This window comes from Marinobacterium stanieri (genome assembly GCF_900155945.1).
Taxonomy (GTDB): domain Bacteria; phylum Pseudomonadota; class Gammaproteobacteria; order Pseudomonadales; family Balneatricaceae; genus Marinobacterium; species Marinobacterium stanieri.
This window is the reverse complement of record NZ_FTMN01000001.1, coordinates 610012-624419: the sequence shown is the minus strand read 5'-3', so window position 1 is coordinate 624419 and position 14408 is coordinate 610012. Positions and strand designations below refer to the sequence as shown.

The 14408-nt window shown below is 53.8% G+C and carries 13 protein-coding genes; 7 read left to right on the top strand and 6 right to left on the bottom strand.

All coding sequences use genetic code 11. From position 1 onward, the window contains the following. Nucleotides 1-52: 52 nt before the first annotated feature. Together BW956_RS02875 and BW956_RS02870 are read right to left on the bottom strand one after the other, a co-directional pair. Complete coding sequence (locus tag BW956_RS02875; protein ID WP_010322135.1) at nt 53-1555, bottom strand: NCS1 family nucleobase:cation symporter-1; 1503 nt, start codon at nt 1553-1555, stop codon at nt 53-55. A gap of 256 nt (nt 1556-1811) precedes the next feature. Further along, a complete protein-coding gene (locus BW956_RS02870) occupies nt 1812-2735 on the bottom strand; it encodes a LysR family transcriptional regulator (RefSeq protein ID WP_029510971.1) in 924 nt (307 codons plus the stop codon). A 203-nt stretch (nt 2736-2938) separates the two neighbouring features. Here BW956_RS02870 and aptA point away from each other — a divergent pair, with 203 nt between their 5' ends. From aptA to codB, 7 genes are all read left to right on the top strand, one after another. Beyond that, nucleotides 2939-4282, top strand: a complete 1344-nt coding sequence (aptA, locus tag BW956_RS02865; protein ID WP_076460651.1) for an omega-aminotransferase AptA — start codon at nt 2939-2941, stop codon at nt 4280-4282. A 50-nt stretch (nt 4283-4332) separates the two neighbouring features. Next, nucleotides 4333-5823, top strand: coding sequence for a CoA-acylating methylmalonate-semialdehyde dehydrogenase (locus BW956_RS02860; RefSeq protein ID WP_076460649.1), 1491 nt, complete (start codon nt 4333-4335; stop codon nt 5821-5823). A gap of 117 nt (nt 5824-5940) precedes the next feature. Continuing rightward, nucleotides 5941-6603 (top strand): helix-turn-helix domain-containing protein, encoded by a 663-nt coding sequence (locus tag BW956_RS02855; protein WP_010322139.1) that lies wholly within the window; start codon nt 5941-5943, stop codon nt 6601-6603. Between the two features lie 216 nt (nt 6604-6819). Next, on the top strand, nt 6820-7938 hold the full coding sequence (cofG, locus tag BW956_RS02850) for a 7,8-didemethyl-8-hydroxy-5-deazariboflavin synthase CofG (RefSeq protein ID WP_076460647.1): 1119 nt from the start codon (nt 6820-6822) through the stop codon (nt 7936-7938). 268 nt (nt 7939-8206) lie between these two features. Continuing rightward, nucleotides 8207-8923 (top strand): outer membrane protein OmpK, encoded by a 717-nt coding sequence (locus BW956_RS02845; RefSeq protein WP_010322141.1) that lies wholly within the window; start codon nt 8207-8209, stop codon nt 8921-8923. Nucleotides 8924-9611: 688 nt separating this feature from the next. Then, nucleotides 9612-10892, top strand: a complete 1281-nt coding sequence (locus tag BW956_RS02835; RefSeq protein WP_175611956.1) for an amidohydrolase family protein — start codon at nt 9612-9614, stop codon at nt 10890-10892. A gap of 34 nt (nt 10893-10926) precedes the next feature. Continuing rightward, a complete protein-coding gene (codB, locus tag BW956_RS02830) occupies nt 10927-12228 on the top strand; it encodes a cytosine permease (RefSeq protein ID WP_076460641.1) in 1302 nt (433 codons plus the stop codon). A gap of 88 nt (nt 12229-12316) precedes the next feature. Here the strand turns inward: codB and BW956_RS02825 are convergent, their stop codons facing one another. From BW956_RS02825 to BW956_RS02810, 4 genes are all read right to left on the bottom strand, one after another. Further along, complete coding sequence (locus tag BW956_RS02825; protein WP_029510972.1) at nt 12317-12712, bottom strand: hypothetical protein; 396 nt, start codon at nt 12710-12712, stop codon at nt 12317-12319. Between the two features lie 18 nt (nt 12713-12730). Continuing rightward, a complete protein-coding gene (locus BW956_RS02820; RefSeq protein ID WP_076460639.1) occupies nt 12731-13159 on the bottom strand; it encodes an N-acetyltransferase in 429 nt (142 codons plus the stop codon). 49 nt (nt 13160-13208) lie between these two features. Then, entirely contained in the window at nt 13209-13445 is a 237-nt protein-coding gene (locus tag BW956_RS02815) for a hypothetical protein (protein WP_076460637.1), read from the bottom strand. A 187-nt stretch (nt 13446-13632) separates the two neighbouring features. Continuing rightward, entirely contained in the window at nt 13633-14331 is a 699-nt protein-coding gene (locus tag BW956_RS02810) for a hypothetical protein (protein ID WP_139327113.1), read from the bottom strand. Between the last annotated feature and the right edge of the window lie 77 nt (nt 14332-14408).

The following is a 14408-nucleotide window of genomic DNA, read 5'->3' as shown; positions in this document are numbered from 1 at the left end:
ACGAATTTAGCGAGCATGAAGGGCGGCCCCGCATGGCGCGGGGCCACCGGGATCAATCGTTCTGCGGTACCAGTTGAGTCACCGGTACGGTACTGCTGCGAGCGATGAGCCAGTAGATCAGGCCACCGCTGATGGAACCGGTGAACCAGCCGTACTGGTAGAACCAGTTCAGCTGTCCGGTCAGCAGAGAATACAGAGTGAAGGCGACGGGCAGCGCGAAGGCGATCAAACCGTTCATGTTGAAACCGCGATAGGCGCCCTCGGTCAGGTACAGGTCCGGCAGGCTCAGTCGCTGGCGCTTGATCAGGAAGTAATCCACGATCATGATCCCCGCGATAGGGCCGAGCAGGGATGAGTAGCCCAGCAGCCAGCCGCTGTACATGGCTTCAACACTGACATCGGATTCGATGACACCCAGTTTTTTCAGCAACTCCCATCCCATCAGCAGAATGCCGATCAGGCCGGTCAGCAGTACGCCGCGGGTCTGGTTGATTTTCTTCGGTGCCAGGTTCTGGAAATCGTTGGTGGGGGAGACGATGTTGGCGGCGGTGTTGGTGGAGAGTGTGGCGATAATAATCAGGATCATCGCGATCACCACCCAGAAGGGGCTGTCGATCTTGCCGATCAGTGATACCGGATCAGAGATGGTTTCACCCACCAGCGTGGTGGAGGCAGCGGTCAAGACAACACCCAGGGCCGCAAAGAAGAACATGGTCAATGGCAGGCCGATGATCTGGCCGGCGATCTGGTCTTTCTGCGAACGCACATAACGGCTGAAGTCAGGAATATTCAACGACAGCGTGGCCCAGAAACCCACCATGGCGGTGACACCTGCGGCAAAGTAACCGAAGAAGGACGCGCCTTCAGGACGGCTGGCCGGAGCGGACAGCAGCGCTTCATAGGAAATTTTCGGGCTGGCCCACATCATCAGGCCGATACCGACCGCCAGCAGTAGCGGTGCTGCCAGGGTTTCCATGATCTTGATGGACTCGGCACCCTTGATCACGATGTAGAGGTTCAATACCAGGAAGGCAAAGAAACCGATCACTTCACCGGTACCGCCCAGTGATTCCCAGCCGGGGACCAGGTTGGAGAGCAGTATGTGAATCGCCAGACCACCAAACATGGTTTGAATCCCGAACCAGCCACAGGCAACCAGCGCCCGGATCATGCAGGGAATATTGGACCCGATCATGCCGAAGGACGAGCGCAATAAAACCGGGAAGGGAATACCGAATTTGGTGCCGGGAAAGGCGTTCAGGGTAAGGGGAATCAGGACGATGATATTGGCAACGAGGATGGCAAGCAGGGCTTCGGTTACGGATAAACCAAAATAGGCCGTGAGCACGCCACCCAGAGTATAAGTCGGCACACAGATCGCCATACCGACCCAAAGGGCGGCGACGTTCCAGACACTCCAGGTGCGCTCTTTTACACTGGTGGGGGCAATATCATCGTTGTAGTGATTACTGCTGGCAACATCACTACCGGTATTGAGTTCGTAGAATTCACCTACTCTGACTGCAGATGAAACCTCGGGGTTTTCGTTCTTCATTTTACGTCCTCTTATTCTTATTTTTACAAGGTTCCGGGTGGAGCCTTTCGTGTCGTGAAGAGTGCCGTTAATGGTTTATGAAATTTTTACCGTGCGGTCAACATAAACCCTGTTTTTCATGTTGGCAAGTTTTCTTTCCCAATTGGTAAAAATTATTTTCGGGCATTATCAGCCTCCGCTTGGCGTATTTAATTGATTGAAATAAAAAGATTTATTCCGCTTTTAACGGCATGGCCGTACATTGCAAATCAAGTATTTATGTCGGCGCCATTTGCGATTGCAGGGCATCGAGAAAGTTGGACAGAATCAGGTTTGGCGCCAGGTCCTTGCGCGTAACAGCGGCGTAGGGCGTCACAAAATTAAACTCCTGCGGCAGCAGTGCGCGCATCATCCCCTTGTCGACCCACTTCTGGGCAAAGTGGGTGGGTAGATAGCCGATATAACAACCGGTAAGAATCAGAAAGGCGATCCCTTCACGGTCAGATGCCTGGGCGCTTTTGTTGAAGGGCTGAAAGTGACTGCGTACTTCCGGGGACTGCTGGTAGGAGGGGAATACCATGTCACAGCGGTAGACCTGCTCGGGCGTCAGGTCCTGATCGGGATAATCGAAAAAGGGATGTTCCCGGCTGCAGTAGAGATTGGATTCTTCGTCGTAAAGGTGGATGTAGTTGAGATTGGGGTTTTTGGTGAGGACCGGCGCAACGCCGGTTTGTATTCGGCCATCGAGAACTGCCTTGATGACATCGATGGCCGGTATCATCTCGATGTTGATATTGATCTCCGGCCCTCGTGATTTCAAAACCTTCAGCGAATCGGTAATAAACATTCGGGGCAGTGTCACCAGACAGTCGGTAATACCGATATCCAGATCCCCTTTGAGTTCGGCGTGAATACTGTTGATCTGGCGCTGAAACTCCTGATGTGACGACAGCAATTGCAACGTCGCCATATACACCTGCTCACCTTCTTCGGTCAGCGAAAAACCACTGCGGCCTCGGCTGCAGAGTTTGAGGGATAACCGCTGTTCCAGGTCTGATATAGCGATACTGATCGCCGCCCGGCTGATATTCAATTCCGATTCGGCGGCTGAAAAGCCACCACAGGTCACCACCGCTTTAAAGATCCGCAACATGCGGATATCGGCACCCGCGATGTGCCCCATTATTTTTGTTTTTGACATATACACCTCTCAAGTAGATCGGGGCCATGTGTGGGTAAACCATAAACTTGTTTTTACCTTTTGGTAAGTATTTGGTTGACTGAAAGTAAGATCTTTTGGATTTATCCCCCCTTGTGAGGACTGGATTATGGGTTTCCAGAAGGCTTGTCTGGATGTGAAGAGTGCTACAAGCCTTTTCTGCATAGCCTGATGAGGGAATGAATATGTTTGATCTGGATGCGCGTAAATCAGCTGGCCTGAGCCGGGACCAGCTGGAAGCTTACTGGATGCCCTACACTGCCAATCGCCAGTTCAAGGACGATCCGCGGATGTTCGTGGAAGCCCAGGGTAGTTACCTGACCGACAGCACCGGACGCAAGGTGTTTGATGGCCTGTCCGGTCTCTGGACCTGCGGTGCCGGTCACTGCCGTCCCGAGATCGCCGAGGCGGTCGCGCAACAACTGCGTCAGCTGGATTACGCACCGGCGTTCCAGTATGGCCACCCCAAAGCCTTCGAGCTGGCCAACCGCATTACCTCGGTGACGCCGGACGGACTGGACCATGTGTTCTTCACCGGGTCCGGCTCCGAGAGCGCCGACACCTCGCTGAAAATGGCCCGTGCCTACTGGCGCAAGAAGGGGATGCCCACCAAAACCAAATTGATCGGCCGCAGCAAGGGGTATCACGGGGTCAACTTTGGTGGCTTCAGCCTGGGCGGTATCGGTGCCAACCGTGCACTCTATGGCCAGGGTGTGGATGCAGACCATCTGCCGCACACGCTGCTGAAGGAAAATGCGTTTAGCCAGGGCATGCCGGAAAACGGTGTGGAAAAGGCCGACGAACTGCTGGAGCTGATCGCCCTGCATGATGCCTCCAACATCGCTGCCGTCATCGTTGAACCCATGGCCGGTTCGGCCGGTGTGATTCCTCCGCCCAAGGGTTATCTCAAGCGTCTGCGCGAGATCTGCACCCAGCACAACATTCTGCTGATCTTTGATGAAGTGATCACCGGCTTTGGCCGCATGGGCTCCTGGACCGGCGCGGAAGAGTTCGGTGTAGTGCCGGATATGATCAACGTGGCCAAGCAGCTTACCAATGGTGCTGTCCCCATGGGCGCGGTGATTGTGAAGAACGAGATCTACCAGACCTTCATGGACAACGGTGGCCCCGAGTACATGATGGAAATTCCGCACGGCTATACCTACTCCGGTCACCCGGTGGCATGTGCCGCAGCCCTGGCGTCGCTGGATGTGCTGGAGAACGACAAGCTGATTCCGCGTGTGCGCGAAATGAGCAAAATTTTCGAGGAATCCTTCCACGGTTTGAAAGGCACACGCTACATAAGCGACATCCGCAACTACGGTCTTGCCGGTGGTCTCACCATTGAATCTGCACCGGGTGAGCCTGCGTTGCGCCCGTATCAGATCGCCATGAAATGCTGGGAAAAAGGGTTCTACGTCCGCTATGGCGGCGACACCATCCAGCTCGGTCTGCCGTTCATTGTCGAACGTGAAGAGATCGACAACGTTGTGAATGCCATCGGTGAGTCAATTCTGGAACTGGACTGATCACCAACACATTTTCCGTTTGTATTAATCGATAAGAATTAGAGGTAAGCATGAAGACTATTGGCCATCTGATTAACGGTGCCATGCGCACCGATGCCGAACGCACCCAGGATGTATTCAACCCGTCCACCGGCGCTGCAGAAAAACAGGTCGCGCTGGCCAGCGTCGCCACCGTAGAAGAAGCTATTGCTGCAGCCCAGGCAGCCTTTCCGGCCTGGCGCGACACTCCACCGGCCAAGCGTGCCCAGGTGATGTACCGTTTCAAGCAGTTGCTGCATGACAACGCCGACCGCATCTGTGAGCTGATCGGTGAAGAGCACGGCAAGATTCATCACGATGCCCTCGGTGAGCTGACCCGTGGTATCGAGAATGTGGAATATGCCTGTGGTGCGCCAGAACTGCTGAAAGGGGAGCACAGCCGCAATGTGGGTCCGGGTATCGACTCCTGGAGCGAGTTCCAGCCGCTGGGTGTCGTTGCCGGTATCACGCCGTTCAACTTCCCGGCCATGGTGCCGCTGTGGATGTATCCGATGGCTATCGCTTGCGGTAATACCTTCGTGCTCAAGCCGTCCGAGCGTGACCCCACCTCTGCCATGTTCATTGCCGAACTGCTGCATGAAGCCGGTCTGCCGGCAGGCGTTCTGAACGTGGTGAACGGTGACAAGCAGGCGGTCGACACACTGCTGACCGACGACCGAATCAAGGCTGTGAGCTTTGTGGGCTCCACGCCCATTGCCGAATACATCTATGGCGTAGCCAATGCCAATGGCAAACGTTGTCAGGCGCTGGGCGGTGCCAAAAACCACGCCATCGTCATGCCGGATGCAGACATGGATAACGCCGTGAACCAGCTGCTGGGTGCGGCCTTCGGTTCCTCCGGTGAGCGTTGCATGGCGTTGTCCGTGGCGGTTGCCGTGGGTGATGAAGCCGCCGAAGCGCTGGTAGGCAAGCTGACCGAGGCGATGGCCCCGTTGAAAGTAGGTGCCTTCAGCAACAGCGAAAACGACTTTGGCCCGGTGATTACCCGTGCCCATCAGGACAAGGTGAACGGCTATATCAGCAGTGCCGAAGCCGATGGCGCCACTGTCGTGGTCGATGGCCGCAACCCTCAGGTATCCGGTTTTGAAGACGGCTTCTATGTCGGCGCTACCCTGATCGATAACGTTAAGCCGGAGATGCAGAGCTACCAGGAAGAGATCTTCGGTCCGGTGCTGCAGGTGATGCGCGTGAACTCCATGGAGGAGGCGATGCAGCTGATCAACGACCATGAATATGGCAACGGCACCTGTATCTTCACCCGTGACGGCGAAGCGGCACGTTACTTCTCCGATCATATTCAGGTCGGCATGGTAGGTATCAACGTACCCCTGCCGGTACCCGTGTCCTACCACAGCTTCGGTGGCTGGAAGCGTTCCCTGTTCGGTGACCTGCACGCCTACGGCCCGGATGCAGTGCGCTTTTACACCAAGCGTAAAACCATCACCCAGCGCTGGCCGTCCAGCGGTGTGCGTGAAGGTGTGAGCTTCTCCTTCCCGAGTTAAGTTCACGGCGCTCACCGTCCTGAGCCACGCCCTGTGGCTCCTCCTGGTGATCCCGCCCGTTTCAGCTCCCTCGCCCCCAGGAGGGAGCTGCCTCCTCATGACCGCAGGAGAGATCAGATGCGTTTCAAGAAAATAATGCTGGCTGATCCGAACACACTTTCCAGAGAAGGACTCAAGCGCCTTCTGGGCAGCCGCGACCCTTCTTTTATCTTCGTGGAAGCCGCAGACGATGACGACTTTGACAGTGCCGCACACAGCCACAATGGCTTCGACCTGATTATTGTCCATGCCAGTCTGCTGGCCGTTGGCCAAAGCCCCGACCTGACGGCCTATCTCTACAAAACACGTACCAGCATCGTCCTGATCTGTGATGAACTCAGCCCGGCGCTGGATGCAAAAATAAAATGCTTTGATATCAAGGCGGCTATCAGCTGTCAGGACCCCATGGGCCAGATCGAACAACGAATTCTCGATGTGCTGGAGCAGCAAGCCTATACGGAGAACCTGCTGGATAGCCTGTCACTGAGTTCAGCCTGCTCAGGCGCAGCAACCCTGTACCCATCCTTGCCGGTGCAGCGTGAAACGATCCACAGCCGCCTTGAATCCCTGACCGCCAAGCAGAAGGTGGTACTCAGCTATCTCAAGGCAGGATTGATGAACAAGGAGATCGCTGCCGAGATGGGCATTCAGGAGTCCACCGTTAAGCGGCACGTGTCCGATATTCTGCAAAAACTGGAATTAAAAAAGCGGACTCAATTAATCAACGGTGTAACTGTTTGATTTGTATGGAATGAGCCTGAAAATATTAATTTGACCATGTGGTAAAACAAATCTATATTGATATTCAGCTCGCTGAAGTGACCCGTCTTAAGGCACTTCAGTCATAACAACAATAAACAGGAATCCTGCAGTTACAGACTGTGATTCAAGCCGCCACATGCCATCGCGTGACGGCCGGAAATAAGGCCCTGGCCAGGATTCCCGGGAGATTAAATTATGATGTCCGCTGAGCAGGCTTATCCCTTGGCCACCGCCGATAGTGATGAAATACTGGCATTACGCCAGCAGGCTTCGGCATTACGTGACCTCCATTGGGGAGACGTAGTCACCTATTCCCGCAAAGTCTTTGTTCCGCTTACCAATATGTGTCGTGATACCTGCGGCTACTGCACCTTTGTAAAACCACCTGGCTCACCGGATGCCCATATAATGTCGCCGGAAGAAGTAATGGCCGTGGTGAAAGAGGGTGAGCGGCTGGGCTGCAAGGAAGTCCTGTTCAGCCTGGGGGAAAAACCTGAAAAGAAATACCCCGAGGCCCGTGCCCGCCTTGCGGAGTTGGGCTACGACACCATGGTCGATTATCTCCGCGCCATGTGCCAGCTGGTAATCGATAACACGTCCATGCTGCCGCATGTGAATGCGGGTACTCTATCTGAAGAGGATGTGCTCAAACTGCGCCCGGTATCGGCCAGCATGGGCATGATGCTGGAAAACGTCAGCCGCCGCCTGATGGAAAAGGGCCAGGCCCACTACGCCTGCCCGGACAAGGTGCCGGTGCAACGCTTGCGGACCCTTGAACTGGCAGGCAAATACAATGTGCCTTTTACTACCGGCATTCTGATCGGCATCGGCGAAACCTGGCAGGAGCGGGTCGACAGTCTGATTGCAATTAATGAGATGCACCAGCGCTATGGCCATATTCAGGAAGTGATTGTGCAAAACTTCCGCGCCAAGCCCGGCACCGCCATGGCGGATGCCCCCGAGCCGGAGCTGGAAGACATGCTGCTGACTCTGGCCGTAGCACGACTGATTCTGGACCCGACCATCAGTCTGCAGGCGCCGCCGAATCTGCAAGAGCACTATAAGGACTACATCTTCTCCGGCATCAACGATTGGGGAGGTGTATCACCGTTGACCATTGACCATATCAACCCGGAACGCGCCTGGCCGAAAATTCAGTCGCTGGAGTTCAAGACTTCGGAGTGCGGCTATCGGTTGCAGGAACGTTTGGCCATTTATCCGCAGTACCAGAACCTGCCGGAGAAATACCTGTCCGCTGAAATGAGTTTGCGTCTGGATGCTCTTGAATCCCAAAGAACGCCCTTATATGCCTGAATCCATGAAGTAACACGTTTTTCGTTCTCTGTAGAATGCCTGGAAGATCATTGCCCGCCTTTATGGCGGGCTTTTTTATGTGCAATATTGATTGAAGATGCATTTTTATGCACTGAAATGTTGCACGAAATCTCATGGTTAATTAAATACATACCTGATGGTTTTATAGGGTCGCATTATGGCTACAAGGTTTAATTGACCACATGGTAAACAATTATTTTAATGGAGATGTAATACAACAATATGACGTTTTAATCCGAGGCCCTAAATGAAATTCAAAGCAACCAATCTCGCCTGTGTTCTGGGTATTACCCTTGCTTCTTCGGGCGTACATGCCCAGCAACAATGGAGTGACTTCAGTATCAGCTATCTAAACGGTACTGATTATGAATTGGGCGATGAAGATCGTCAGTACTTCACTTTTGAGCACGCCAGTGGCCATGACTGGGGGGATACCTTCTTCTTCATCGACCGTGAAATGGGCGAGAACGATACCGACTCCCTGTACTTTGAATTCTCTCCGCGCTTGAGTCTGGGCCATTTGACCGGAAATGATCTTTCCTTCGGTCCGGTCAAGGATGTGCTGATTGCCGGTACCTGGGAGGGTGGTGATGGCTTTGATAACGTCATGGCCGGTGTCGGCCTGGCCTTTGATATTCCGGGCTTTCAGTACGCCAACGCCAACCTGTACCGCGTAAAGAATGAGAACTGGGACGACGACACCATGGTCACTCTGACCTGGGGTGTGCCTTTCAAACTGGGCAGCGCCGAGTTCCTGTATGACGGCTTTGTCGACTGGTCGGCTTCTTCCGATACCAACAACGAAGAGATCAATTTTACCTCCCAACTGAAGTGGAATGCCGGTAAATTGATTGGTACTTCATCACCGTTCTATGTGGGTATCGAGTACGCACACTGGACCAACAAATTTGGTACTGAAGTGGATGAACGCAGCCCGTCATTGCTGCTGAAGTGGCACTTCTGATTTAAGCGATCTATTTTCAGGGCCCTGTCAGTATAGGGCTCTGGTGGGGCAGAGGGTGCCTTTTTCCCTTTCACATCCTTTGCTCTCTTTATAAACATATTAACCCTTTTGGGGTATATGCGATCTACCCCTTTTTAGGGTTTGACCAACAGGTATATCACGACTAAATTTTACCTAATGGTAGTTTTTTGATGTCCAAGGCTTTTTGCCGTTAAAATATTGTCCGTGTTGGCAAGGCTGCACTCTTGGGTGTACAAGCGTGCATTATAGAAACTGCCAATATGCCGTCCATATAAACCGAGCAGACGCTGATGATTCGACGCTATACCAGCCGTTCAACAGTCATAACGCTGCCAGCTGCCCCCGTCGGGCGGCCCCTGTTGATATTGGCTCTGTTACGCCACTTGAAACCTGGCCAGATGCTGATTGCAGCTCTCAAGGCCTGGTTCAGTCATCCGTTTTGCCGTACCAATACACCACCCGTTCTTCCTTCCATCTACCTGTATAACCTCAAGCAAACCAAAGTTTTTGCCTTTGTTCCTATCTTTGCGCCTGATTTCTCCGTTCGTTAAACACGGCACCTGAAAAAACTGTTCCTATTCTTCCGCACGGAGTTTCTGTGCTGAATGATGACGTCTAAACGGTTTTCGCGTGCCTGACTGATGAGTTCGACAATCAGGAGCCAATCATGCTCGATATGCTGGTACGCAATGTCACCCTGCCCGATGGGCGCAGCGGAATGGATATTGCGATTCAAGATGGAAAAATTGTGCAGGTTGACCCTGCCATTCAGGCCCAGGCCCATACAGAAATTGATGGCCGTGGTTACCTGGCCTCGCCACCCTTTGTAGATAGCCACTTTCATATGGATGCCGCGCTTAGCCTGGGCCAGCCGCGCCTGAACCAGAGCGGTACGCTGCTGGAAGGGATTCAGGTTTGGGGTGAGCTCAAGCCCAGTCTTACCGTTGAGTCGATCAAGCAGCGGGCGCTGGAAATGTGCCGTCTGTCGATCTCGCGCGGGATTCTGGCGATTCGCAGCCATGTGGATATCAGTGACGACAACTTGCTGGCGGTGCAGGCACTGCTGGAAGTACGCGAGGAGATGAGGCCCTACCTTGATCTTCAGCTGGTCGCTTTCCCGCAGGATGGTTATCTGCGCTACTCACGTGCTCATGAAAACCTGGTTCGTGCATTGGAAATGGGGGTAGATCTGGTCGGTGGTATTCCCCATTTCGAACGCACCATGGCCGAGGGCGCTGAAGCGACTCGTGCACTCTGCGAGCTGGCCGAGCAGCGTGGCCTGCGTGTGGATATGCACTGTGACGAAAGTGACGACCCTCACTCACGCCATATCGAATCGCTTGCCTATGAGGCCCAGCGTTTGGGGATGCAGGGCCGCGTCACCGGCTCGCACCTCACCTCCATGCACTCCATGGACAACTACTACGTCAGCAAGTTGATTCCGCTGATTCGAGAGGCTGGCGTGCATGTGATCGCCAACCCGCTTATCAACATCACCCTGCAGGGGCGTCACGATACCTATCCCAAGCGCCGCGGCATGACCCGTGTACCTGAGCTAATGAACGCCGGTATCAATGTGGCCTTTGGCCATGACTGCGTGATGGACCCCTGGTACAGCCTGGGCAGCCACGACATGTTGGAGGTAGCCTCCATGGGGCTGCACGTAGGGCAGATGACGGGGCTGGAGCAGATGCGCCAGGCCTTTGCGGCGGTTACCGAGAACCCGGCCAGAATTCTGGGCCTGGAAGGCTATGGGCTTGAACCCGGCTGCAATGCCGACTTCGTCATCCTGCAGGCAACCAGCCCCATCGAAGCGCTGCAGCTTAAGCCAAGCCGCTTGTATGTGGTGCGCCGTGGCGAAGTGATCGCTCGCACACCTGAACAGCAACATTTTGTCTCCCTGGGGGCAGGGGAGGAGTCCGTGAACTTCTCGAAAGGCCTCTTCTGAGTCACCTGCTTTCCAATAAGAAAGGAACAAGACAATGTCTGAACAACAACAGGGTCAAGATTTCGCCGCCGCCCACGATGACTATGCGCTGGCGCCGGTACCTGAGAATGCGCGTCGCGGCCTTTTCTCCATGTCGGCGGTGATGCTCGGCTTTACCTTCTTTGCTGCCAGCATGTGGACGGGCGGTACTCTGGGCCAAGGCTTCAAGCTCTGGCCGGACCTGTTCATTATCATTTTGGGCGGTAACCTGATACTGGGCGTGTACGGTGCACTTCTGGGGTACGCGGCAGCCAAAACCAACCTGTCGACCCATATACTGGCCCGGTACGCCTTCGGTCGCCTCGGCTCCAAACTGCCCTCGACCATGCTGGCGATTACCCAGATCGGCTGGTTCGGTGTGGGTGTAGCCATGTTTGCCTACCCGATCAACAAATTCCTCGATGTGCCCAATCTGCCGCTGATTATCGGTGGCGGTATTCTGATGACCTACACCGTAGTGATCGGCTTCAAAGCTATCGAATGGCTCAGTGCCATTGCCGTACCGGCTATATTGGTGCTGGGCTGCATGTCCGTGTATACCGCGATATCTGACACCGAAGGCGGCATGGAAACCCTGCTGTCACTGACACCAACCGAAACGCTCACCTTTGCCATGGGTATCTCACTGGCGGTGGGTTCATTCATCAGTGGCGCCACCCTGACACCCGACTTCGTGCGCTACGCCCGTACCCGTAAAGTCGGCATCTGGGCCACCATCATCGGCTTCACTTTCGGTAACAGCCTGATGTTCATCTTCGGTGCCGTAGGCTCAGCCGCCACCGGCATGTCGGATATTGCCGAAGTGCTGGCGCAACAGGGGCTGCTGGGTGCCGGTATCGCGTTGCTGGTGCTGAATATCTGGACTACCAACGATAACGCCCTTTACGCCTCAAGCCTGGGCCTGGCCAACATCACCGGCTTCAAGCGTGTGCATCTGGTGATTGTTGCCGGTGCCGTGGGCACCATTCTGGCGGACTTCCTCTACAACAACTTTGTCAGCTGGCTGGTCTTCCTCAGCGTATCCCTGCCACCCATTGGCGGCGTGATCATCGGCGACTTCTACCTGCGCTGCAAAACCAGCTACGCCAAGCCGGATGAGCATCAGTTCAAGGAGATCAACTGGGCTGCCATGGTTGCCTGGGGTCTGGCGATAGCTGTGTCTTTCGCGTCACCGGACACCGGTCTGCTGAGCATCGCACCATTGAATGCGATCTTCACTGCCATGCTGGCGTATGTGGTGCTTTATCGGGTGATGTATGCGGGCGAGGTGAGCAAGGAGAAGGTGACGGCGGGGTAAGCAAGCCTTCACTTAAAGCCTTAAAAACCGGTGCCCTTGTGGCGCCGGTTTTGTTATTGAGCGCGAATCTTGAGGAGGACGAAAAACCTTAAAGTTGATGAAATTCCCGCAGAAACTCCTTGCGATCCTGCGTGAACTTGCGGTGCTCCGGGTGGTTCAGCGGGCGTGTTTCATCTTCAAAGGCAGGGGCAACTACACCCCAGTTGGAGTTGCGAGCAAAGTACACCACTACATCCACATTGCTGCCTTTCCAGGCGTTATGTACCACATGATCCTCGCCACTGGCTTCAACGGTTTTCACCTGAATGCGGTAGTAGCTCGGGCCGTCTGAAATCAGAATATCGGTCTGATGCCCATGATCCAGAATCGGCAGGAACACCTGCCAGCCATCCTGCATCAGCCAGCTCACCACCATGCTTTCATAGGAGGTGTTCTTCATCGCCTGATGCGTGCCGGGTTTGGTTTGCGTGAGCCGTCTTGGCATGCTGGAGTCCCTTGGTGATTAAGCAGTTCCTGAAATCATAGTGTATTCAGGGCAGCCCGTGTCTTCATCAATCTGTTCGCTCACAACTTCAAACCCTTGTGACAGGTAAAACGCACAGGCGGTTTCATTTTCCGTATACACCGACAATGTTAGCGAGGGCCGTTGAGTCTTTGCATGATCCAGCAACTGTTTGCCGATGCCCTGGCCTTGCTGCTCTGGCAACACAAAAATCGCCGCCAGTCTGTCCTCATTCAAAGAATAAAATCCGACAACATCCGCGTTCTGTTCGAAGACAAAGGTTTCAGAGGCGGGGATATAGAGAGTCCGCATGTCATCGACCTGAGCTTCCCAAAACTCATCGGGTACAAAGTCATGCGCCTTGATGGAGGCCTGCAGCCAAATATCCAGAATGGCTTCAATATCGCGATCCGTGCGTGGTCTGATCATGGTGTTTCCTGTCCTGATTTTCTGTTGTGGTTGTGTAAAGAGTTAAGTATCACAAGCCTTCTTTGGCTCGATCGATAGCCGCTTCAATCGCAGCCTTGGCCTGCGGACTGTTCTTCCAGCAGGTGGTGCGCAACATGGAGGCAACTCGTTCGGCGATCTCGTCAGCATTGTAAGTGGCCAGCTCGGCAAAGGTATTGATACCGATCTCTTCAAAACGTTTTATAACGGTGGGGCCGACGCCTTTGACGGCAAGTAGGGCGTTGCGCTCGGGGGCTGAAAATGTCATTTGCAAAGCTCACACTGGTGGGGGGGTAAGAGGTTATCAGTAATTGAGGTGTAGGTGTGATGGCTGCTTGGGTAATCGCTGTTGCCGAACTCACTTGTGCAAGAAGAACCGATATCAGGTATCGATTACAGTCGGTCAACTGCTGATAACTTATGGTGTCGCACTTATTATCTGAGTTCCCGCGCTCCTAAGTTACAGCGCTCAAAATCTTGACCATCGAAGCGGAAGTAGCTCCCATCCCTATCCTGAAAATGCCCCCTATAGAATCGACGAGTCCTGTTACAAAACTGTAACTTCGCGAACTCCTGAACTCAATTTTGGCATCAGGCTTCAGTCCGAAGGCGTAACTATGGAAACTCCCCCAATGATCGTATCCCTCAATAAAAGCGGCTCCTAAACTCAGGCTAAATACCGCAGAGCTATTCTGACAGGCACCAAAAAACTGATCTATCTTAGTGCATGGCTGTCGAAATAGAGTCGGCATTGCTACGGCATTGCCGAAATGTAGTGCTTCCCCAGTCTTTCTCAGCGTTACCTCATAACTGGTCTGCTCGCCGATTACTATCAGAGTATCTGAAGCTGAACGATAGACAGATTGAGCCACACCATAATCATGCTGTTTGACTGATGTCTGGTCTATCACTGAGTTATTTTTGTCAATCAGCTGGAGTACATGCCGGCCCAACCTCAGTTGATAGCCTTCCCAAGTAAGATGCCGTCGCTCGGCTACATTCTCTTCATTCCAGTTACCCTTCCCACATAAGGGCAGAGATTGCCTGAGCTCCTCCCCCAGGGCGTTGCTTATAGACGGCATCCAGATAATTAGAACGGCCAAACACTGCTGCATTGTCTTTTGCATGGAAATCCCTACTTCCTTGTTATCCAAATCAAGCGGATCGTCGCAGTTGATCCAGATCGAGGTATCAGGGTCAGAGTAACATTTATATGATGTTGAACCATTCA